The organism is Nocardioides scoriae (assembly GCF_900104965.1).
Lineage (GTDB): Bacteria > Actinomycetota > Actinomycetes > Propionibacteriales > Nocardioidaceae > Marmoricola > Marmoricola scoriae.
Window position 1 is genome coordinate 3455880 of record NZ_LT629757.1, and the last position, 20352, is coordinate 3476231.

Here is a 20352-nt window from a genome sequence, read left to right on the forward strand (position 1 = left end):
ACCAGCACCGTCGCAGGGCCGCTCCCACTCGTGGGAGCGGCCCTGCTCTACCTCAGACCGGCTCCCATCGCGGGTAGTAGCAGAAGTCGGCGGGGCACAGCACGCGGTCGGCCTCGGACAGGAAGGCCGCCCAGTAGCTGAACCACGAGAACGACATCACGACCTGGTCGTGGGCGGCCAGGTGCAGCAGGTCCTGGCGGACCGTTCCTCGGGCCGGCCGCACGTCGCGGCCGGGGAAGCGTCGCCCGAAGTGCGCGACGAGTGCGTCCACGTCGCCGTCGGTGAAGACGGTGAGGGGCCGGTGGTCCCCGGCGGGGAGCAACCGGTCGAGCGCAGCGTCGTAGAAGTCGAGGGGCAGGGGGTACCCCGCGTCGTCCTGACGCACGTGCACCCCGACCCCGTCGACCCGGGCGGGCCGGTCGCGCTCGGACCCCAGGAGCTCGGTGAGCAGCTGGTCCCGGAACTCGTCGACCCGGGTGAACACGCCCGACCAGTCCAGGACGCGGTAGCGGCTGCGGTGCGTGCCCGTCTCCGGTGCCAGGTGGCCCGTGACGTTGAAGCTGGTGTCCCAGTCGTGCCCCGCGAGGCGTCGGTAGCGCCCGGACGCCGCGGCCCCCAGGTCGCCGAGCCGGGTGCGCACCCGGGAGTAGTCCATGGGGAAGTGGTCCACCGGCACGTGCAGGTAGTCCCAGCCGTAGCGCAGCGACAGCGTCCGCGCGCACGCCCACAGCTGCAGCTGGTTGCCCGACCGGCCGGAGGGCCGGAACGTGATCGAGTCCACCGGTCCTCCCGTCGTGCCCGAGGAGCGCAGGGGCGCCGGTGGGACGCCCTCGCGCGGGCCCAACCTCTCACGGCGCGGCGGCGTGGCGTGGGACCCACGGGACCGCGCGACCCCGGTCGTGTCCCCCTCCCCACCGGTGGCGGTGACCTAGACTCCGGTGGCGATCTGGATGGCCAGGCCACCGCCGTGCCGCTCGGTGCACGACCGGGACCGGTGGCGGGCGCCGAGCGGGACGAGCATGGGAGTTCGTGGTGGACCTGGGCCTCAGCCTGGCGCGGCTCGCGTGGTCCCTGCTGCCCGTACTGGCCGTGCTCGCCGTGGTCGGCCTCGTCCTGGTGAGCGCTCCGTCCCGCCGGTTCTTCCGGTCCTTCGCGAGCGCCGACGGCCCCCTCACCTGGTGGATCATGCTCGGTCTGCTCCTGCTGCAGGTGCTCGTCGGGGCCGTGGAGCGCCGACCGACCGGCGCCTCGCCCTTCCTCGGCGTCCCCGTGGTGGGCCAGCTGCTCGCCCCCGTGTACGGCGACCGCCTGATGGTCCTCGTGCTGGCCGGCGGGCTGCTGGCCGCCGCGTACGCCCTGTTCCTGCGCGCCGCCACCACCCCGGCAGCGCTCCTGCTGCTGGCCTGGGCGGGCCTCACGGTCGTGGTCACGGTGGTCGTCACGGACTCCGTCGCGTCCTCGACGTGGCTCGCCTTCGCGGCCGCGGCTGCGTGCTTCGTCGCCGTCGCCCTCCTCGCCACGGGGATCACCACCCGTCACGCCGACGTCGTGCTGCTCTCGCTGGGCGCCGTGCTGGTCGTCGGCAACCTGTACGTGCTCCACGCCGGGTCGGCGTGGGCGTTCACCGACGCGTGGAGCGGCGGGTTCCTCGCCGGCCCGCGGTTCCAGGGCACGCTGCCCCAGCCCAACGTGACCGGTCAGGTGTTCGCCTGCGTGCTGGTCCTGGCGCTGTGGACCCGGCGGGAGCGCCCCCTGGTCTGCTGGGCGCTCGCGGCGGGCAGCGCCTACCTGGTCTACCTGAGCGGGTCGCGGGGCGCGGTCGTCCTGCTCCTGGGTGTCGTGGCGATGGCCGTGTTCCGGCACGCCAGCGGGGCGTGGCGCTCGGTCGCCGGGACGGCTGCGGTGGGACTGGCCGTCGCGCTCCCGCTGAGCGGTCTGGCGAGGTCGGCGGTCGTCAACGGCCGGGAGGTCACCTGGGACGACGCCTTCGCGCTGATCGCCCGCTCCCCGGCCCTCGGGTCCGGCGTGTTCCCGGTGGTCGGGCCGGTCGACAGCGCCGGGTTCTACGCCCACAACCAGGTCCTGCAGACCGCCACCGAGACCGGCCTGCTCGGTGTGCTGCTCGTGTGCGGCGCGATGGTGCTGCTGGTCCGCTCCCGCACCGGGGCGAGGGGGACCGACGTCTGGGTGGCCCTCGTGTTCGGCGTGCTCCTCACCTTCAGCTTCGAGAACCCGGTCCGCCTGTTCTCACCCGAGTTCGGGCTGATCCCGTGCCTGGTCGCCATCGCCGCCGGGGTCGCAGGTCGTCGGGCTCCGGCCGAGTCGCCTCCCGGGGCCGCCACCGGTGACGCCCAGGTCCCGCAGCTGCAGGGGAGGGCCTGACGTGGCCGGCCCCCGCGTCCCCCCGTGGAGGAGGGCCTACCGGCCGTTCGTGCAGCTCGAGCGTCGCCGGTTGTGGCAGGGCGGTGCGCTCACCGTGGGGGCGGCGGTCGCGGAGGCGCTCGGACTGGCGATCCTCGGCTTCGCCGCGACCCGCACCTCGATGACGGACACGGGCCTGGTGCTGGTCGCGGCCGGCATCGGTGCGTCGCTGGCCCTCTCGGCGGTCGTCCGGGCCGCGGGCGAGCGTGCCCTGGCCTCGACCCAGATCCACCTGGAGAGGCAGCTGCGCCACCGGCTGTCGGGCGCGGTGCTGGGGTCGGACTGGCAGGACTTCGTCGACCAGCCCGGGCACGAGCTCCAGAGCGCCCTGCTCGCGGAGTCACCGCAGGTCGCCACGGCCACCGTCACCTACGTCCGCAGCGTCGCGTCGCTGGCGTCCGCCGCGGTGGTGTTCGTCGCGGCCTTCGTGGTCTCGGTGCCGGCCGCCGCCGTGAGCGCCGTCTTCGGCATCGCGATCGCGTACGCCTACGGCCGGGCCAGCCGTGGGCTCGGGGAAGCGCAGAACCGCCTCGCCGACAGCACCGTGCTCATCACCCGCCACACGGCCATCCTGGTCAACGGGCTGCGGTCGCTGCGGCTCTCGCCGGTGCTGCACGCGTGGCGTGCCGACCTCGACGCGGCGTACGACGCGCAGGCCGCGGCCCGCCACCAGGACATGTGGATCCCGATCCGGGCCCGGCTCGTCGTGGAGGTGATGGGAGCGCTGATGGTCTTCGGCGTCCTCGCCGTCCAGGGCGCGGTCTCCGGCGACATCCTGCCGGGCCTCGTGGTGATGGCGATGATCCTGCGCGTGCTGCCCCGGCTGCAGGCCGCGCAGCAGGCACGGTCCTACGCCCTCCACAGCGAGGTGTGGCTGCGACGCTGGGACGCCCGGCTGGACGCGGTCGGCCGGCACGCGCTGCCGAGCGCGACTGCCGAGGCGGACGGGACGGGCGCGGCCCGTGGTCCGGGGGCCCCGCTGCTGGAGTTCCGCGACGTCTCGTTCCACTACCGCTCCCACGACACCCCCGTCCTGGACCACGTCGACCTCGTCGTGGGGGAGGGCGAGTGGACGTGCCTGGTCGGGGCGTCGGGGGGTGGCAAGTCGACGCTGGTCGACATCGCCGGTGGCCTGCTCGTGCCGACGCGCGGTCGGGTCCTCCTGCGCGGTCGCGACCTGCGCAGCCTCGACGTCGACGAGCTGCACTCGCAGGTCGTGGTGGTGCCCCAGGACATCCACCTCGTGGGGGCGAACCTGCGCGAGGCGCTCACGTGGGGCGGGCGGCTGCCCACCCCGGAGCGCTTCGACGAGATCTGCCGCCACCTCGGCATCACCGAGATGTTCCTCCACTCCTCGGTCACCTTCGACAGCAAGCTCGACGAGCTGGGACGAGACATCTCGGGTGGCATGCGGACACGTCTGGCGATCGCCCGGGCGCTGATGTCCGGCCCCGCCGTGCTCGTGCTGGACGAGTCCACCTCGAGGCTGCCCCCGGCGACCGAGGCGGCGATCTTCGAGGACATCCGCCGCTCCACCCCCGACCTGGCGGTGGTCGTCGTGACGCACCGCCACGAGACGGCCCACAGCGTCGGGGCGGTGGTGCGGCTCGAGTCGGGCCGGCTCGTCGTGGGGCTGGGGGCGGGGGGCTGAGGTGACGGCTCGGCTCACGGTCGTGATCCCGACCCGCGCGGACGGCCGCGGTCTCGACCGGGCGATCGCCTCGGTGCTCGGGCAGGGCGTCGACCTGGCCGTGGTCGTCGTCCTCGACGGGACGAGGGCGACGAGCAGCGTGGACGACGAGGCGCTGCGCGACCTCGTCGCAGCGGGTCACCACGTCGTCGCGCCCGGCCACCAGGGTCGTCCGGGTCCCCTGCGCAACCTCGGCCTCGCGCTCAGCGCCACGCCGTACGTCGGGTTCCTCGACGACGACGACGTGTGGGCCCCGACGAAGGCGGAGACCCAGCTGGCCGTCCTGGACGCTGCGCCCGAGGTCGTCCTGGTCGGGAGCGATGCGACGGTGGTGCTGCCGTCCGGGCCCCGCGGTACCTACTTCGACGGCACGGCGCCGTCCGTGGTCCGCCTGCGGGAGGAGATCGACACCAACTGGCTGATCACCAGCTCCGTGATTGCGAGAACCCGCTCGCTCGTGCGGGTTGGTGGGTTCGGCCTCGCGCCCGATATGAGATTCTTCGACGACTACGTGGCTTGGCTGAAGCTGCTGACCCTGGGCGAGGGGATGATGGTGCAGGAAGCTCTCGTGGACTACGCGTCGGGCAACCAGGCGTCGCTGTCCGCCTCCGACCCCCAGGCCGGGCGCACCGTCCGGCGGCACGCGCTCGAGCACTTCCTCACCGACGCCGCCGACCTCGACCTCGTGATCTCGCGGCGCGACCGCCGTCGCATCGCGCGCCACCTGCGCCCGTGAGCGCTGCCACGACGGCGGGCCCGCGGGTGTCGCTCATCGTCATCGCCACCGGCCGCTACCTGTCCTTCCTCGAGCCCCTGCTGGTCTCGGCCCGCCGCCACGTCGTGGGCCTGGACCGGGTCTTCGTGCTCTCCGACCTCCGGCCACCCGACGACCCGACGGTGCAGTGGCTTCCCTGGGGACACCTGCCCTGGCCCTACCCGACCCTGCTCCGCTACCGAGCGATCTCGGCGTACCGCCGCGTGCTCGAGCAGACCGACGTCCTGCTCTACGTCGACGTCGACATGCTGTTCGTCGGCACCTTCGACGTCAGCGCGACGGCCGGTCTGGTGGCCGTCCGCCACCCCGGATTCGCCGAGTCCTCGCGGGCACAGCTCCCCTACGAGACCGATGTCCGCTCACGGGCGTTCGTCCCGCCCGAGCTCGGCACCGTGTACGTCGCCGGCGGCGTCCAGGGCGGCCGGGCGGGCGACTACCTCGACGCCTGCGAACTGATGGCGGAGGAGGTGCAGCTCGACCTCGACGGGGGGATCGTCCCGACGTGGCACGACGAGAGCGTCTGGAACGCCTTCTGCGCCCGCCGTCCCCCCGACACCCTGCTCTCGGTCCACCACTGCACCCCCGAGAAGGAGGTCGGCCCCGAGACGCTCCTGGTCGCGCTGGACAAGGACCACGACCACTTCCGGGAGGTGCCGCACCTCGAGCGCGCCCGCCGTCGGCTGCTGCAGCAGCTGCAGCGCGTCCGGGCGGCGGTGGTCCGGGCCGTGCGGCCGGCGGTGAGGGTGGTCCGCCGGTGACCCACGTGCGGCTCATGGGGGGCCTGGGCAACCAGCTGTTCCAGCTGGCAGCCGGGCTGCACCTCCAGCAGGAGCTCGGCCTCCCGGTGCGCTGGGACCGGTCGTGGTTCCGCGAGCCGGCCGCGGGGGACACCCACCGCCACCTCGAGCTCGACGGGGTCGTGCCACGTCGTCAGCTGAGCGGCGGGTCGCGGTGGGCCGCTCGGCTCGCCTGGTCCGGCCGCAACCCCCGGTTGCTCCGGGAGCGCGGCCCCCACCACGACCTGCTGGCCAGCAGCGAGGTGGACCGCCACTCGTGGCTGGAGGGCTACTTCCAGTTCGGCACCTACCCGGTCCAGGTCGAGGCGACGCTGGCCGAGCTGCTCCGACCTCGCCTGGGCGGTGCCGCCGGGCAGTGCGGCCCCGACGACGTCGCCGTCCACGTCCGGCTCGGCGACTACCACGCCAACCCCGTCACGCGACGCCACCACGGCCTGCTCGAGCCGGACTGGTTCAGGCGGGCGCTGGGGCTCGTCCCCGACGTCGGCGAGCGCCGGCTCGTGGTCTTCACCGACTCCCCGGACGTCTTCGAGGAGGAGTACGCCGCGTCCCTGCCCGGGCGCCACGTGGTCTCGCCGACCCAGACCGCCTGGGACACCCTGGACGAGATGAGCCGCTGCGGCACGATCGTGATGTCGAACAGCTCGCTGTCCTGGTGGGCGGCGTTCCTGGCCCGCACCCGGCACCCGGGTGGGGCCGAGGTCCTCCACCCGGTGCCGTGGTTCGCCGAGCCCGGGGCCGCCGACCAGCACATGCCCCTCGACTCCTGGACGGCGGTGCCCCGTGACTAGCCCGGGCCCTCGCGTCGAGGACCCGACCCACGTCGTCGTGGTGTGCACGCGCAACCGGCCCGACGACATCGGCGTCGCCCTGGACTCGCTCGTGGGCCAGTCGCTCGCCCCCACGGAGGTGCTGGTCGTGGACTCGAGCGACGACACCGCGACCGAGCGGGTGATCGGCGCACGGTCCTTCCCGTTCCCGGTGCGCTACCTGCACAGCGAGCCCGGGCTGACCCACCAGCGCAACGTCGGGGTCGCCGCCTCCTCCGCCGACGTCGTGCACTTCATCGACGACGACGTGGTGCTCGCGGACGACTACCTCCGGGAGGTGGTGCGCAGCTTCGTCACCGGAGGCCCGGACGTCGTGGGCGTGGGAGGGCTGATCGCCTCCACCACGACGCGACGACCGCGGTGGTGGTGGCGGGCCGCCCTGGTCGACTCCCGTCGCCAGGGGTGCGTGCTGAGCTCCGGCGTCAACATCCTGGTGACCGAGCTGGCCGACGAGACCGACGTCGAGTGGCTCTCGGGCTGCTCGATGTCCTACCGCCGCCGGGTCTTCGACGAGCTCGCCTTCGACGAGGCGCTGCAGGGCTACGCCCTGATGGAGGACGTCGACTTCTCCTACGGCGCCGCGCGTCTGGGGCGCCTGGTGCTCAACCCGGCTGCTGGGCTCACCCACACGGTCTCCGACGTCGGCCGGTGGGACCACCACCGGCGGGTCACGGTCGGGGTGCACCGCCGGGGCTGGTTCGTCGAGAAGCACCTGCCCCGGCGGGCCCTGGTCGCGTTCGTGTGGAGCGTGGTGGCGGGGGCGGCCGTGCACGCGGTCCTCGGGGTCCTGACGCTCTCGCGCTGGCGGGTGCGGGTGGCCGGCTGGCAGCTGCAGGCGCTGGGCCAGTTCTTCCGCGGGCGTCGCTGAGGCGACGCACCCCGGCGGGTCAGCGCAGCCGGCCCACGAGGGTGCGGAGCTCCGCGCGCACCACCTGCTGGCGGGCGCGGGCCTCCGCGTCACCCCGTCGCGCGCGCCGCACCGACCCCCAGGCGCGGGCTCCGACCGCGAGCGCGACCCGTGCCCGTCCCCAGGGGTGTTCCTCGCGGGTGACGCTCGCCCAGGCGTCCGCGGCCCGACGGGCGCGGTCGAGCACCCACCCGAGCTCGCGGCGGTCGGGCGTCACGTCCTCCTGCGCCGCGGCTCCCGCGACGTGCCGGATGTCGGCACCTGCACGGCGCAGCCGGGTGAACAGCTCGGTGTCCTGCCCCATGCCCTGGGCGAAGGTCGCCGCGTAGCGGCACTCGGGCCGTGCCAGCACGGCTGCGGGGAGCAGGACGTTGCCGTCGCCCGACATCGGGACCCGGGCGCCGTCGGGGTGGTCCGGCCGTCGCCACGGCCAGCCGCCGGCAGCCCAGTCCGGCACGTCGAAGCCCAGGTCGGGCTGCACCGGACCGCTGAGGATGGCCTCCGGCCACCGTGCGTGGGCCCGCAGGAACGCCTGGTACCAGCCCGGCGCCGGAGCCTGGTCGTCGTCGAAGAAGACGAGCGCGACGACCGGACCGCCCAGCTCGCGGGCGAAGCCCAGCGCCCGGTTGCGTGCGTTGCCGACCCCGCGGCGCGGTTCGACGACGTAGGCGGCCCCGACGCTCTCCGCCACCGGGCGGGCCGAGCAGGACGGGTCGTTGTCGACCACCAGGAGCAGCGTGCGCACGTCGGCGGCCGCGGTCTGCTCGCCCACGGCGGCCAGCGTCCGGCGCAGCTGCTCGGGGCGCGCGTAGGTGCAGGTCGCCACCACGACCGTCCCCTGCTCCCCGGCCGTCACGAGAGCGCCGCCTCGATGCCACCGGCGAAGCGCTCGACCATGTGGTCCAGCGAGTAGCGCGCGTGCGAGACGACGCAGCCCTCGCGCAGCCGTGCGACCCGATCGGGGTCGAGCAGCAGCTCCTCGACGGCAGCAGCGAACTGGTCCGGTGAGCCCTCGCCCGGGACCACGACGCCGTTGACGCCGTCGTCGAGGTACTCGATCTCGGGGCTGTGGTGCGGGTAGTCCGTCGTCACCAGGGGTGATCGCGCGGCGAACGAGTCGATGACCGCCAGCCCGACCAGGCCTGGCATCAGCATCAGCGAGGCCCGGGCCACGACGTCGACCTTGGCCGGTCCGGTGAGCGGCCCGTGGCACTCCAGCCACGGGCTCCACGACGCGCGTTCCTCGACGAGGGGCCGCAGCGGGCCGTCGCCGACGACGTCGAGGTGGAAGCCCGGCACCCGCCGGGACAGTGCCTCACCGGCGTCGAGGAGCACCTCGACGCGCTTGTAGCGGTGGAGGGTGCCGACGAAGACGCACGTGGTCGGACGCTTCCCGGGCTCGGCGGGGTAGGCGTCGGTGTCGGTGCTGTTGTCGACGACGCAGATGCGGGAGGCGGGGAAGCCGGTGGCGCGCACGCGCGCGGCCGACCCCTCGGTGTAGGCGAACCACCAGTGGGGCGCGCGCGCCGTCCGGGCCTTGAACCGCTCGGCTGCGGAGCGCGCGTGGGCGGTCTGCAGGTTGGCCCCGTGACCCCAGAAGGCGAGGCGCTGCCGGCCCCGGGCCGCCCGGAGGAGCAGCGGGTAGTTCGCGAGCATCCGGTTGGCGTGCTCCACCACGACGAGGTCGGCCGCCCGGGTCCGCTGCCGGACCTGCTGCCACACCAGGCTCCCGGCAGGCGTCGCCACGTGACGGACCGGGACCCGCTCGGCCCAGGCCGACCCCTCGACCTGGCGGGACACCTCGGGGGTCACGACCGAGTGCAGCACGCGCAGTCGCACCCCGACCCCGGCCAGACGTCGGTCCAGCCGGTCGAAGAAGGCCACGCGGTAGTGGGGGAGGACCTCCTGGACCACGGCCACCTCAGCCACGGGTGGCCACCCGGTGCGACCGGATCGCGTCGGCGTACACGTCGAGCAGCCCGCGGAGCCAGACCTCGGGGGAGAACGCCTCGCGGTGGCGTGCGGTCGCCGACGCGGAGCAGGCGTCCCACGACTGCTCGACCCGCTCGAGCGCCGCGGCGACCTGCGTCGGCTCGTGGTAGACCAGCCCCGTGCCGTGGCGCTCGACGTCGTCGGCCACGGAGCTGCCTGCGGCCGCGACCACGGGCACACCGTGGGCCAGGGCCTCGGCGTACACCAGGGGCGAGCCCTCCAGCCACACGCTGGGGAACACCAGCCCGCGGGCCCGGCCCAGGATCCCGGACACGGCCGACGTCGGCACCGACCCGTGCACGCGCACGCCCGGGGGAGCCAGCTGCACCACGCGGTCGCGCAGCGGGCCGTCACCGTAGACGTCGAGGGCGTGGGCGGCCGGCCAGTGGGGCAGCACCTGGTCGAGCCCCTTCTCGGCGCTCAGCCGGCCGAGGTAGACCCAGCCCTCCCGGGGGACCCGCGGGTCGCGGGCCTCGGGCCGCGGGACGAAGTTGGGGAGGCAGCGCAGCTTCTCGGGGGCGACGCCCAGGTCCGAGAACGTTCGGCGCGCCACCTCGGAGAGCACGATCACCCGGGTGCTGCGACGCACCAGCGCGGTGTCCTCCGCCGGGCGCCGGGTGGCGATCGCCAGCGGGACGGAGGCGAGCCGTGACCCGCGGTAGCAGGCGTGCCGCACGGCCGACAGCGACGTCCCCCGCGGGCAGTCGTCGCACGGCCGGCCGTCGCGGGTCAGGGTGCCGGCGGCACAGACGCTCCTGAAGTTGTGCAGGGTGGTCACCAGCGGCCCGGTCCAGGTGGACAGCCACCGCCGGCCCCAGTTGGGGAACAGGTTGTGCACGTGGACGACGTCCGGGCCGAAGGCGTGCAGGGCCCGGACGGGAGACGGCCCGACGCCGGTGGCCGTGCTGGCGCCGGCTCGCACGGCGTACCCGGGCCGGGAGCGCAGGTCGTCCGTGCGCCGTGCCACCACCAGCACCTCGTGGCCCGACCGGCGCAGCAGCGTCGCCTGCTGGTCGACGGCGGTGTTCTCGCCGCTGGGCTGGTCCTCGCCGTAGTAGCTGTGCACGAGAGCGACCCGCATCAGCGCCGCCGGTCGCGCGCCACGCCGAGCAGGAAGCGCACGTGGCCCACGCTGTAGCGGTGCCACAGCCGCCGGGGCTCGTGCGCGAGGCGGAACACCCACTCGAGCCCGGTCCCGCGCAGCCACCGCGGCGCCTCCCGAGCGGTGCCCGCCCAGAAGTCGAAGGCAGCGCCGACGGGGACGACGGGGACGTCCAGCAGCTCGCCCAGGGCCGGCACGACGTGGTCCTGTCGCGGGGTGCCGAGTCCGATCCACAGGACCTGTGCCCCGGCGTCCCGCACCCGGTCGGCGAGCTGCTCGAGGGCCTCGTCGTCCACCGGGCCGAAGGGCGGGCTCTCGGTGCCGACGACGGACGCTCCCGGGTAGGCCTCCACCAGCCGCTCCGCCATGAGCTCGGCCACGCCGGGCCCGGCCCCCCAGAAGAAGTGGCTCACCTGGCGGGCGCGGCCGCGGTCGACCACCTCGCCGACGAGGTCCGGGCCCCGCACCGGGCCTCGGGTCCCCTGGTGCCGGCCCAGCCAGGCCGCCGGCGCGCCGTCGGGGAGGTTGAGGTCACCGGCGTCCAGGGACGACCGCAGCCGGTCGTCGCGCTCGACCAGGGAGAGGGTGAAGGCGTTGCACAGGTGCACCTGGAGGCCTCGTCCGGCGATCGCCGCCTCCACGATGATCTCGGCGCCCCGCCCCAGGGTCGCGGCGTGGAGCTCCACGCCGCAGACCGTGTAGGTGGGAGCGAGATCGACCGGCATCAGCTGGTCCTCCTTTTTCGTGACGATCTGAGGGTATCCGCCCGGGGATGGTGTGAGTCGGTGCCGTACCGACCCTCCTGGTGGGGGAGGATGGGACTCGGCTGGGGCAGGTCGTGCCGCCGGCCCGTCGGCGAAGGGACATGTCAGTGGCGACCAAGGCCCTCATCACGGGGATCACGGGCCAGGACGGCTCCTACCTGGCCGAGCTGCTGCTGGGCAAGGGATACGAGGTCCACGGGCTCATCCGCCGCGCCTCGACCTTCAACACGCACCGCATCGACCACCTCTACCTCGACCCGCACGACAGCGACAACCGGCTGCACCTGCACTACGGCGACCTGTCCGACGGGGCGCGGCTGGTCACGCTGATGCACGAGATCGACCCCGACGAGGTCTACAACCTCGCGGCGCAGTCGCACGTGCGGGTCAGCTTCGACGAGCCCGAGCACACCGGCGACACCACCGGCATCGGCGCCATGCGGCTGCTCGAGGCGGTGCGGGTCGCCGGCGTGAAGTGCCGCTACTACCAGGCCTCCAGCTCGGAGATGTTCGGGGCGACCCCGCCGCCGCAGCACGAGGGCACCCCGTTCCACCCGCGCTCGCCGTACGGCGCCGCGAAGGTCTACGCCTACTGGGTGGCCCGCAACTACCGCGAGGCCTACGGCCTGTTCGCCGTCAACGGCATCCTGTTCAACCACGAGTCGCCGCGCCGGGGCGAGACCTTCGTGACGCGCAAGATCACCCGGGCCGTCGCCCGGATCCAGGCCGGGGTCGAGAGGGACCTCTACCTCGGCAACCTGGACGCCGTGCGCGACTGGGGCTACGCGCCGGAGTACGTCGAGGGCATGTGGCGGATGCTCCAGGCCGACGAGCCGGAGGACTTCGTGCTGGCCACGGGAGGCAACTTCACGGTGCGCGACTTCGTCGTGACGGCGTTCGAGCACGCCGGCCTCGACTGGGAGGCGCACGTGAAGTTCGACGAGCGCTACCTGCGCCCCTCCGAGGTGGACGCGCTGGTCGGCGACGCGAGCAAGGCCCAGGACAAGCTGGGCTGGAAGGCGCAGGTCGACACCGCCCAGCTCGCCCGCATCATGGTCGACGCCGACATCGAGGCGCTGCGGCACGAGGGCGGCTCCTGGATCGACCACCCGGCGCTGCCCGGCTGGCCCACGATCGACGTCCGGTGAGCGAGCAGCCGGACTTCCGGCCGGGCCCCCTCGACCGGTCGGCCACGACGTACGTCGCCGGGCACCGCGGCCTGGTCGGGTCGGCGATCTGGCGCACCCTGGAGGCCGAGGGCTTCACCGACCTGGTCGGTCGTGGCTCCGACGAGCTCGACCTCAAGGACCGGTCGGCCGTCCTCGCCTTCTTCGAGGAGACCCGTCCGCGCCACGTCGTCCTCGCGGCGGCGAAGGTGGGCGGCATCCTGGCCAACAGCACCTACCCGGCCGACTTCCTGTCGGAGAACCTGCAGATCCAGGTCAACGTCATGGACGCGGCGCTGGCCCAGGGGGTGGAGCGGCTGCTGTTCCTGGGGTCGTCGTGCATCTACCCCAAGCTGGCCGAGCAGCCCATCACCGAGGACAGCCTGCTCACCGGGCACCTCGAGCCCACCAACGACGCCTACGCGATCGCCAAGATCGCCGGGATCCTCCAGGTGCAGTCGGTGCGTCGCCAGCACGGCCTGCCGTGGATCTCCGCGATGCCGACCAACCTCTACGGCCCCGGTGACAACTTCTCGCCGACGGGCTCCCACGTGCTGCCCGCCCTGATCCGCCGCTACGACGAGGCGGCCCGGTCGGGAGCGGAGTCGGTGACCAACTGGGGGACCGGGGCGCCGCGGCGCGAGTTCCTCCACGTCGACGACATGGCGGCGGCCTGCCTGCACCTGCTGGAGCACTACGACGGCCCCGAGCAGGTCAACGTCGGCACCGGACGCGACGCCACGATCGCCGAGATCGCCGGGTACGTCGCCGAGGCCGTGGGCTTCGAGGGGTTGACCGAGTGGGACACCTCCAAGCCCGACGGCACCCCGCAGAAGCTGCTCGACGTCAGCAAGCTCGCGGCCGCGGGGTGGACCTCGCAGATCGGCCTGCGGGAGGGCATCGCCTCGACCGTGGCGTGGTACCGCGAGCACGTCGGGCACCTGCGAGAGGCCGGCTGATCGACCTCGGGCCGGACCGGCGGCGGCTGTGGTCGGGGGCCGCCTGGGTCGCGCTCACGGCGTACGCCGCGCTGCTGCTGGTCGTGCTGTTCTCGCCGACCTCGACCCTGCAGTCCGACCTCGTGGTGCGGCTCTCCGACCGCCTGGCCACGGTGCTGCCGCCCGCGTGGGTCACCTACACGCGCATGGAGGTGGTGATGAACGCCGTCATCATCATGCCGCTGTCGTTCCTGGGGTCGATCGCGGTGAGGCGGTGGCGCTGGCAGGACTGGACGGCGTACGGCCTGCTGGGGGCGATGGTCGTCGAGGTGGCCCAGGGCCTGCTGCTGCCCGACCGCGAGCCGGCGTTCAGCGACGTCGTGGCCAACGCCCTCGGGGCGGCCGGGGGCGCCCTGGCCCACGCCGTCCTGGCCGGCCTGGTGGGGACGCTCAGCCGGACGAGGTCTCGAGCGGCACGGTGAAGGGGCCGTCGTTGACCAGCTCGACGGCCATCTCGGCGCCGAAGACGCCGGTCTCCACGTGGGTGCCGAGCGCGCGCAGCCCCTCGCACACGGCGTCGTAGAGCGGCTGCGACACCTCACCGGGTGCGGCGGCCTGCCAGGTGGGCCGCCGGCCCTTCCGGGCGTCGCCGTACAGCGTGAACTGGCTGACGACCAGGACGGGCGCCCCGGCGTCGGCCACCGAGCGCTCGTCGCGCAGGATCCTCAGGTCGCGGACCTTGCGCACCATCCACGCGACCTCCTCGGGGCCGTCGTCGTGGGTGACGCCCAGCAGGACGAGCAGGCCGGGCTCGTCGATGCGGCCGACCACCTCGCCGTCGACCGCGACCGAGGCGCGGGTGACGCGCTGGAGGACCGCGCGCACCTCAGGACATCCCGAGGAGCGTGCGCGCCTCGGCAGGCGTCATGGGGGAGCGCTGGGCGATCCGGCCGAGCTCGACGACCCGGTCGACGAGCTGCTCGTTGTGCTCCACGGGCACCCCCTTGGCCAGGGTCAGCACGTCCTCCATGCCGACGCGCAGGTGGCCGCCCTTGGAGAGCGAGGCCAGCGCGACGCTCAGGGTCGAGCGCCCGATGCCGGTCGCGGCCCAGCTCGTCGTGGCCGCCGGCAGCGCCGCCACGGCCGCCACCAGGGCGTCGGCGGTGCCGGGCATGCCGCCGGGGACGCCCATGACCAGGTCGACGTGGACCCGGCCGCCGTGCGGGAGGCCGTGCCGGTCGAGCAGCCGGTGCAGCGAGGCGACCTGGCCCAGGTCGAACAGCTCGAACTCCGGCACCACGCCGCGTTCCTGGCTGAGCTGGTAGAGGTCGCAGACGAAGGGCCAGGGGTTGAGGAAGACGTCGTCGCCGAAGTTGGTGGTGCCCATCGTGAGGCTGCAGGAGTCGGGCTCGGCGTCCAGCACGGCCAGGCGCGCGTCGAGGGGGTCATGGACCGATCCTCCGGTCGAGAGCTGCACCACGAGGTCGGTGGCCTCGTGCAGCGCCTGCACGGTGTCGCGCAGCCGGGTCGGGTCGAGCGTGGGCCGGTGCTCGTCGTCGCGGATGTGGACGTGCACCATGGCGGCGCCGGCGGCCTCGCAGCGGCGGGCCGTGTCGACCAGCTCCTCGAGCGTCGTCGGCAGCTGGGGGCAGTCGGCCTTGGTGGTCTCGGCCCCCGTCGGGGCCACGGTGATGAGCAGGTCTCCCATGGCCAGACCCTAGGGCGAGCGCCGGCGCGCCTAGACTCGGGGCCGACCTCCCGCCGACCCGAAGGTAGCCGTCGATGCCGTTCCAGATCCCCGACAACATCCACCCCGACTGTGCTCGGCTGGCGTGGCTGATCGGGACGTGGGCAGGCAACGGTCACGGGGAGTACCCCACGATCGAGCCGTTCCAGTTCGGTCAGGAGCTGATCTTCCAGCAGGACGGACGCCCGTTCATCCACTACATGAGCCGCTCGTGGATCGTGGACGAGAAGGGCGAGCACGTGCGCGAGGCCGCCCAGGAGACGGGCTTCATCCGGCCCCAGGCCGACGGCTCGCTGGAGTTCCTGCTCAGCCACAACACCGGCTTCGTCGAGACCTGGCACGGCGAGATCCACCCCGACCAGCCGCGCTTCGAGATGACGACCGACGCCGTCGTGCGCACGCAGACGGCGAAGGAGTACGTCGGCGGCAAGCGCCTCTACGGCTACGTCAACGGCGACCTGCTCTACGCCTTCGACATGGCGGCGATGGGCCAGCCGCTCCAGCCGCACACCCACGCCCAGCTCGTGCGTCAGTAGCCGTCGTGTCGTCGGCCGAGCCCGCGGGGACCTGGCAGCAGCGCCTGCGCGCCAGCGGGCACCGGCTGACCCCCCAGCGCGAGATGGTGCTCCGCGCGGTCGAGGAGCTCGGCCACGCGACGCCCGACGAGGTGCACGCCGAGGTGAGGCGCCACTCCGACTCGGTCAACCTCTCGACCGTCTACCGCACCCTCGAGCTGCTCGACGACCTCGGCCTGATCCGCCACGCCCACCTGACCGACCGGGCGCCGACGTACCACTCCGCGACCGGCCACGAGCACGCCCACCTGGTCTGCCGCGCCTGCGGGCGCACCACCAGCATCGGACGCGACGAGATGGAGCAGGCGCTCTCCGGCCTGGCGGCGCGCCACGGGTTCGCGCCCGACTACGGCCACCTCACCGTCTTCGGCACCTGCGCCGACTGCCGCCAGGGGGAGCGAGGGACACTGGAGCCATGAGTGCCCCGTCCGACGCCCCTGCCCCCGCACGACGCAGCCCCCTGCTCGCCCTCCCCGGAGCGGTCTCGGGCGACGGGATCGACGCGCCCGTGGCAGCGCACTACGGGTCCTTCAACGGCGAGCAGCGCACCCTGGTCTCGGGCGACGGCTTCGTCGACCTGTCCCACCGCGGCGTGGTCCGCGTCAGCGGCCCCGACCGCCTGACCTGGCTGCACTCGCTCACCACGCAGCACCTCGAGCAGCTGCAGCCGGGCGTGCCGACCACCGCCCTGGTGCTCTCGCCCAACGGGCACGTCGAGCACGCGATGCAGGGCACCGACGACGGCGAGGCCTTCACCGCCCACGTCGAGCCGGGTGCCGCGCCCGCGCTCGTGGCCTTCCTGGACCGGATGCGGTTCATGATGCGCGTCGAGGTCGCGGACGTCACCGACGAGATCGCGGTGGCCTGGCGCCCGGTCGAGCCCGACGACACCGCGCCGGGCGACGGGCCGGGCAAGTACGACCTCGTCCCGCGCGCCGAGCTGGAGAAGTACGCCGCCGCGGTCGGTCCCGCTGCCGGGATGTGGGCCCACGAGGCGCTGCGCATCGCGCGCGGTGAGCCGCGCCTGGGCCTCGACACCGACCACCGCACCATCCCCAACGAGGTCGGCTGGATCGACTCGGCGGTCCACCTCGACAAGGGCTGCTACCGCGGCCAGGAGACCGTGGCGCGCGTGCACAACCTCGGCCGTCCCCCGCGCCGGCTGGTCCTGCTGCACCTCGACGGCTCGGACAACCGGCTGCCCCTGCACGCGGGCGTGGTGCGGCTCGGCGACAAGGAGGTCGGCACCGTCGGTTCGTCGGCGCGCCACCACGAGCTCGGCCCGATCGCCCTGGGCCTGCTCAAGCGCAACGTGCCGGTCGACGCGCAGCTCGACGTCGACGGTCTGCCCGCCATGCAGGAGGTCCTCGTCGACCCCGAGGTGGGGCTGCACTTCCGCCGCTGACTGCCGGACGAGGAGCCCGCGGGCCACGACAGGGCCTGACCGGACTAGACAATAGGTGACGAGTCAACTATCACCTCCGCAGTCTCGTAAAGCCCCTTTTCCTGGTGTACGTCCCGCTTTCGTTGACCAGTCGGGAATGGCTGGATGGTCACGACGAGGCACGCCCCTCGACCGAAGGTGCCGAAACGGACTGACCCGTCCAGGCCATCTGTGACCTGGTCACCGGATGGTCACCTTCGTGCCTACGCCAGCCCCCCTGTCGGGTGATCAGATGACCGCCGCGGTCGCCCCGACGGGGGGTCGATCAGTTCACCGGGTCTCGTCCCGCACTCCCAGAAAGGGGGGCCTTGCCATGCGCAAGTCCCAGAAGATCGCCGTCGTCGGCGGCACCGTCGCCACGCTCGTCGCCGGGGGCGTCGCCTTCGCGGCGTGGACCTCGACCGGCACCGGCACCGGCACCGCCACCGCGGGCTCGGCCGTCGCGCTGACCGTGGCCGGCAACGACGTCTCGGGCCTCTACCCGACCGTGTCCGTGCCGGCGACCGTCAAGGTCACCAACCCCAACCCCTACGCCGTCACCCTGGCGAGCCTGACCTTCACCGGCGCGACCGCCGACAGCGCCCACTCGGGCTGCAACGCCTCGAGCGTCACCGTCGGCAGCCTGTCGAACCTCGCGGACGTGGTCGCGGCCAACGGCGGGTCGGTCACCAAGAGCGTCACGGTGTCGATGTCGAACGCCGCGAACGACGCCTGCCAGGGCGCCAGCTTCACGCTCGCCTACACCGCCGCCGGCGCCAGCAGCTGATCCGGACCGCACCGACGAACGGGTCGACGGGGGTCGAGGATGACGAACGCGGGCGGGACGAGCCGGGCACGTGCCCTGGGATGGTGGGCCGTGCCCGCCGTCCTGGGCGCGGCGCTCGCCTCGCTCTGGTTCGGTGGCGCGTCCTCGCCCCCTGACCACGACTCCGCGCGGCAGGCCGGCGTGCAGGGGGGCGGCGGCGGGACCGACAACTGCATCGCCCCCAGCCAGGGCCAGGGCAGCTGCGCCGGGGTGTTCGGCGTCAGCGTCGGCAGCACCACCGGCCTCGTCCCCGGCCTGACCCGCAGCCTCCCGGTCACCTGGAGCAACCCCCACCCGTTCGACATCCTCGTCGACGGCTACACCGTCAGGGCGGTCGTGCCGGCGGCGTACGCCCGCACCTGCCCGGCCACGAGCCCGGTCGCCCCGGGTGCGAGCCCGCTGGCACCGCGGGTCGCCGTCCCGGGTCGCGGCACCGCGTCGTCGTACGTCCCGGTGACGCTCTCGCGCACCGCTCCGGACGCGTGCCAGCGCGTCCCGTTCAGCGTCACCGTCACGGCCACGGCGGTGAAGCGGTGAAGCGCGCCGCCGCCCTCCTGCTCGTGCTGCTGCTCGCAGCCCTGGCCCCCACGGCCGTCGCCGCCTGGTCGGTGAGCGCCTCCGGCACCGGGCGCGCGTCCGCCACGACCGTCGACCGTGCTGCTGCCCCCACGGCCTCGGCCGGCCCCGGGCAGGTGACGCTCACCTGGCCCGCCACGCGCCTGAGCAGCGGCGCCGGCGTCACCGGCTACCGCGTGCTGCGGCACGACGGCGCCACGGTCACGACCGCGTGTGCGGCCGTGGCGCCCGCCACCACGTGCCAGGACCCCTCGCCGGTGCCCACGACCGTGTCGTACGGCGTGGTGGCGACCGTCGCGAGCTGGATCGGCGCGGAGAGCCCGCTCACGTCGTTCACCTTCGACACCACCGCCCCCGAGACCACCGCCTCGATCACCCCCGCCCCCAACGCGGCGGGGTGGAGCAACACCGACGTCAGCGTGCAGCTGAGCGCAGCCGACAGCGGAGCAGGCGTGGCCAGCGTGGTGCGCTCGCTCGACGGCGGCGCCCCCGTGACCACGGCGGGCGCCTCGGTCACCGTGCCGGTCAGCGGCGCCGGCGACCACACGCTCACCTTCCACGCGGTCGACCGGGCGGGCAACGTCGAGGCGACGCGCTCGCGCACGATCCGCATCGACCCGATCGCGCCGGTCACCGGTGTCAGCTGGACCGACGCCAGCGGCACCAGCACCTCCCCGAAGGCGTGGTACGCCGGGGACGTCACCCTCGGGTTCTCGGCCACCGACAGCGGTGGCTCGGGCGTGAGGTCGGTCGCCGTCGACGGCGTGCCCTCGGCCGGCAGCACCGCGTCGCGGACGGTCACGGGTCCCGGCCCCACGTCGGTGTCCTTCCGGGCGAACGACGTCGCGGACAACGTCGAGCCGCTGCGCTCGGTGACCGTGCGCATCGACCGCTCGGCGCCGACGTCCACCATCACGCCGGCCGACTCGGGCACCTGGGTCCGGGCCGCGTCGCAGTCCTTCACCCTGGACGCCCGGGACGTCTCGGGCACCGCCGGCGCCGACAGCGGCGTGGCGTCACTGACCTACGCCGTCGACGGCGGGGCCGCGGTGGTGGTCCCCGCGGCGCAGCTCCCCGTGACGCCCGCCGCCCTCGGGCAGGGCGCCCACACCGTCACGTACTCCGCCCTCGACGTGGCCGGCAACCGACAGGCCACGCAGACGGCCCGCGTCTGGGTCGACCAGGTCGCCCCGGTCACCACCTTCGCCCAGCAGTCCGGCGGCGGGCAGGTCACCCTCACCGCGACCGACGCCGCGAGCGGGGTCGCCTCGGTGGCCTACAAGGTCGATGCGGGCTCCTACGTCCAGGTGACGGGCAGCTCCGCCGCGCCGGTCATCGCGCCGGGCAACCACACCCTCACCTGGCGTGCCACCGACGTGGCCGGCAACGTCGAGGGCGAGACGACCCGCTCGGTGACGATCGCCGGCGACACCACGGCACCGACCCTGGCGATCAGCGACCCGAGCGCGGGAGCGTCGTACCCGGTCGGCAACTCCGGGACCGGCTCGTGGGCCAAGGTCTGCGGCTCGGGGCGGGTCTGCGCCTCCGTCACGGACGCGGAGTCCGGGGTGAACGCCACCACCGTCACCTACACGCTGACCGCCTCCACCGGGGCCAACGCCGGACGGTGCTGGTCGGGCTCGGCCTGGACGGCCGGCACCTCGTGCGCGGCGGGGATGACGCTCGCCGCCGGCACCTGGAGCGGCGGCACCATCGACCGCTCGCAGATGGCGCCCGGTAGCTACTCGCTCACCGTCCGCGCCGGGGACAACGCGGGCAACAGCATCAGCCAGACGCTCGGGTTCAGCACCCGACCCTAGGCC

22 protein-coding genes are annotated in these 20352 nt (G+C 73.9%); 15 read left to right on the forward strand and 7 right to left on the reverse strand.

All coding sequences use genetic code 11. From position 1 onward, the window contains the following. Positions 1-52 precede the first annotated feature (52 nt). Positions 53-781, reverse strand: a complete 729-nt coding sequence (locus BLU55_RS16390; RefSeq protein WP_091731900.1) for an O-fucosyltransferase family protein — start codon at positions 779-781, stop codon at positions 53-55. Between the two features lie 251 nt (positions 782-1032). Between BLU55_RS16390 and BLU55_RS16395 the strand changes: the two genes are divergently transcribed. From BLU55_RS16395 to BLU55_RS16420, 6 genes are read left to right on the forward strand one after another with little or no spacing between them, the layout of a single operon-like run. Continuing rightward, positions 1033-2382, forward strand: coding sequence for an O-antigen ligase family protein (locus BLU55_RS16395; RefSeq protein ID WP_091731902.1), 1350 nt, complete (start codon positions 1033-1035; stop codon positions 2380-2382). 49 nt (positions 2383-2431) lie between these two features. Beyond that, entirely contained in the window at positions 2432-4072 is a 1641-nt protein-coding gene (locus BLU55_RS16400; protein WP_091731905.1) for an ATP-binding cassette domain-containing protein, read from the forward strand. 22 nt (positions 4073-4094) lie between these two features. Further along, positions 4095-4847: a glycosyltransferase family 2 protein gene (locus tag BLU55_RS16405; protein ID WP_157682914.1), complete on the forward strand. Its 753-nt coding sequence runs from the start codon at positions 4095-4097 to the stop codon at positions 4845-4847. Beyond that, positions 4844-5644 carry a glycosyltransferase family protein gene (locus BLU55_RS19560; RefSeq protein WP_157682915.1) on the forward strand — a complete coding sequence of 267 codons (801 nt, stop codon included), beginning with the start codon at positions 4844-4846 and terminating at the stop codon, positions 5642-5644. Before BLU55_RS16405 ends, BLU55_RS19560 begins: the two co-directional genes overlap by 4 nt. Then, entirely contained in the window at positions 5641-6474 is an 834-nt protein-coding gene (locus tag BLU55_RS16415) for an alpha-1,2-fucosyltransferase (RefSeq protein ID WP_157682916.1), read from the forward strand. The genes BLU55_RS19560 and BLU55_RS16415 overlap by 4 nt, the downstream gene beginning before the upstream one ends. After that, positions 6467-7381, forward strand: a complete 915-nt coding sequence (locus BLU55_RS16420) for a glycosyltransferase family 2 protein (protein WP_172833927.1) — start codon at positions 6467-6469, stop codon at positions 7379-7381. Before BLU55_RS16415 ends, BLU55_RS16420 begins: the two co-directional genes overlap by 8 nt. A gap of 19 nt (positions 7382-7400) precedes the next feature. Here BLU55_RS16420 and BLU55_RS16425 read toward each other — a convergent pair whose 3' ends face one another. The 4 genes from BLU55_RS16425 to BLU55_RS16440 are packed head-to-tail and all read right to left on the reverse strand — an operon-like array spanning position 7401 to position 11239. After that, positions 7401-8276 carry a glycosyltransferase family 2 protein gene (locus tag BLU55_RS16425; RefSeq protein WP_157682917.1) on the reverse strand — a complete coding sequence of 292 codons (876 nt, stop codon included), beginning with the start codon at positions 8274-8276 and terminating at the stop codon, positions 7401-7403. Then, positions 8273-9349 (reverse strand): glycosyltransferase family 4 protein, encoded by a 1077-nt coding sequence (locus tag BLU55_RS16430; protein WP_091731913.1) that lies wholly within the window; start codon positions 9347-9349, stop codon positions 8273-8275. The genes BLU55_RS16425 and BLU55_RS16430 overlap by 4 nt, the downstream gene beginning before the upstream one ends. Continuing rightward, the gene (locus BLU55_RS16435) at positions 9342-10493 is read right to left on the reverse strand and encodes a glycosyltransferase family 4 protein (protein ID WP_091731916.1); all 1152 of its coding nucleotides are present in this window, start codon (positions 10491-10493) and stop codon (positions 9342-9344) included. The genes BLU55_RS16430 and BLU55_RS16435 overlap by 8 nt, the downstream gene beginning before the upstream one ends. After that, positions 10493-11239, reverse strand: coding sequence for a WecB/TagA/CpsF family glycosyltransferase (locus tag BLU55_RS16440; protein ID WP_091731919.1), 747 nt, complete (start codon positions 11237-11239; stop codon positions 10493-10495). Before BLU55_RS16440 ends, BLU55_RS16435 begins: the two co-directional genes overlap by 1 nt. 146 nt (positions 11240-11385) lie before the next feature. On the opposite strand from BLU55_RS16440, the gene gmd reads away from it, so the two are divergent. From gmd to BLU55_RS16455, 3 genes are read left to right on the forward strand one after another with little or no spacing between them, the layout of a single operon-like run. Further along, on the forward strand, positions 11386-12426 hold the full coding sequence (gene gmd / locus BLU55_RS16445) for a GDP-mannose 4,6-dehydratase (RefSeq protein ID WP_091731921.1): 1041 nt from the start codon (positions 11386-11388) through the stop codon (positions 12424-12426). After that, the gene (locus BLU55_RS16450) at positions 12423-13403 is read left to right on the forward strand and encodes a GDP-L-fucose synthase family protein (protein WP_172833929.1); all 981 of its coding nucleotides are present in this window, start codon (positions 12423-12425) and stop codon (positions 13401-13403) included. The genes gmd and BLU55_RS16450 overlap by 4 nt, the downstream gene beginning before the upstream one ends. Further along, positions 13361-13864, forward strand: a complete 504-nt coding sequence (locus BLU55_RS16455; RefSeq protein ID WP_157682918.1) for a VanZ family protein — start codon at positions 13361-13363, stop codon at positions 13862-13864. The genes BLU55_RS16450 and BLU55_RS16455 overlap by 43 nt, the downstream gene beginning before the upstream one ends. On the opposite strand, the gene dtd is transcribed toward BLU55_RS16455, so the two are convergent. Next, positions 13833-14267, reverse strand: coding sequence for a D-aminoacyl-tRNA deacylase (gene dtd, locus BLU55_RS16460; RefSeq protein WP_091731926.1), 435 nt, complete (start codon positions 14265-14267; stop codon positions 13833-13835). The two genes, BLU55_RS16455 and dtd, sit on opposite strands and share 32 nt — an antisense overlap. 1 nt (position 14268) lies before the next feature. Next, positions 14269-15090 carry a BKACE family enzyme gene (locus BLU55_RS16465; RefSeq protein ID WP_091731929.1) on the reverse strand — a complete coding sequence of 274 codons (822 nt, stop codon included), beginning with the start codon at positions 15088-15090 and terminating at the stop codon, positions 14269-14271. 74 nt (positions 15091-15164) lie between these two features. On the opposite strand from BLU55_RS16465, the gene BLU55_RS16470 reads away from it, so the two are divergent. The 6 genes from BLU55_RS16470 to BLU55_RS16495 all read left to right on the forward strand — a co-directional run bounded on the left by BLU55_RS16470 (position 15165) and on the right by BLU55_RS16495 (position 20349). Continuing rightward, positions 15165-15665, forward strand: a complete 501-nt coding sequence (locus tag BLU55_RS16470; protein ID WP_091731931.1) for an FABP family protein — start codon at positions 15165-15167, stop codon at positions 15663-15665. A gap of 5 nt (positions 15666-15670) precedes the next feature. Further along, complete coding sequence (locus tag BLU55_RS16475; protein ID WP_231916921.1) at positions 15671-16123, forward strand: Fur family transcriptional regulator; 453 nt, start codon at positions 15671-15673, stop codon at positions 16121-16123. Continuing rightward, positions 16120-17109 carry a CAF17-like 4Fe-4S cluster assembly/insertion protein YgfZ gene (gene ygfZ / locus BLU55_RS16480; protein WP_091731934.1) on the forward strand — a complete coding sequence of 330 codons (990 nt, stop codon included), beginning with the start codon at positions 16120-16122 and terminating at the stop codon, positions 17107-17109. Before BLU55_RS16475 ends, ygfZ begins: the two co-directional genes overlap by 4 nt. 352 nt (positions 17110-17461) lie before the next feature. Continuing rightward, positions 17462-17914, forward strand: a complete 453-nt coding sequence (locus BLU55_RS16485) for a hypothetical protein (protein WP_091731936.1) — start codon at positions 17462-17464, stop codon at positions 17912-17914. Positions 17915-18004: 90 nt separating this feature from the next. Beyond that, complete coding sequence (locus BLU55_RS16490; protein WP_091731939.1) at positions 18005-18490, forward strand: hypothetical protein; 486 nt, start codon at positions 18005-18007, stop codon at positions 18488-18490. Beyond that, positions 18487-20349, forward strand: coding sequence for an OmpL47-type beta-barrel domain-containing protein (locus BLU55_RS16495; RefSeq protein ID WP_091731942.1), 1863 nt, complete (start codon positions 18487-18489; stop codon positions 20347-20349). Before BLU55_RS16490 ends, BLU55_RS16495 begins: the two co-directional genes overlap by 4 nt. Positions 20350-20352 lie beyond the last annotated feature (3 nt).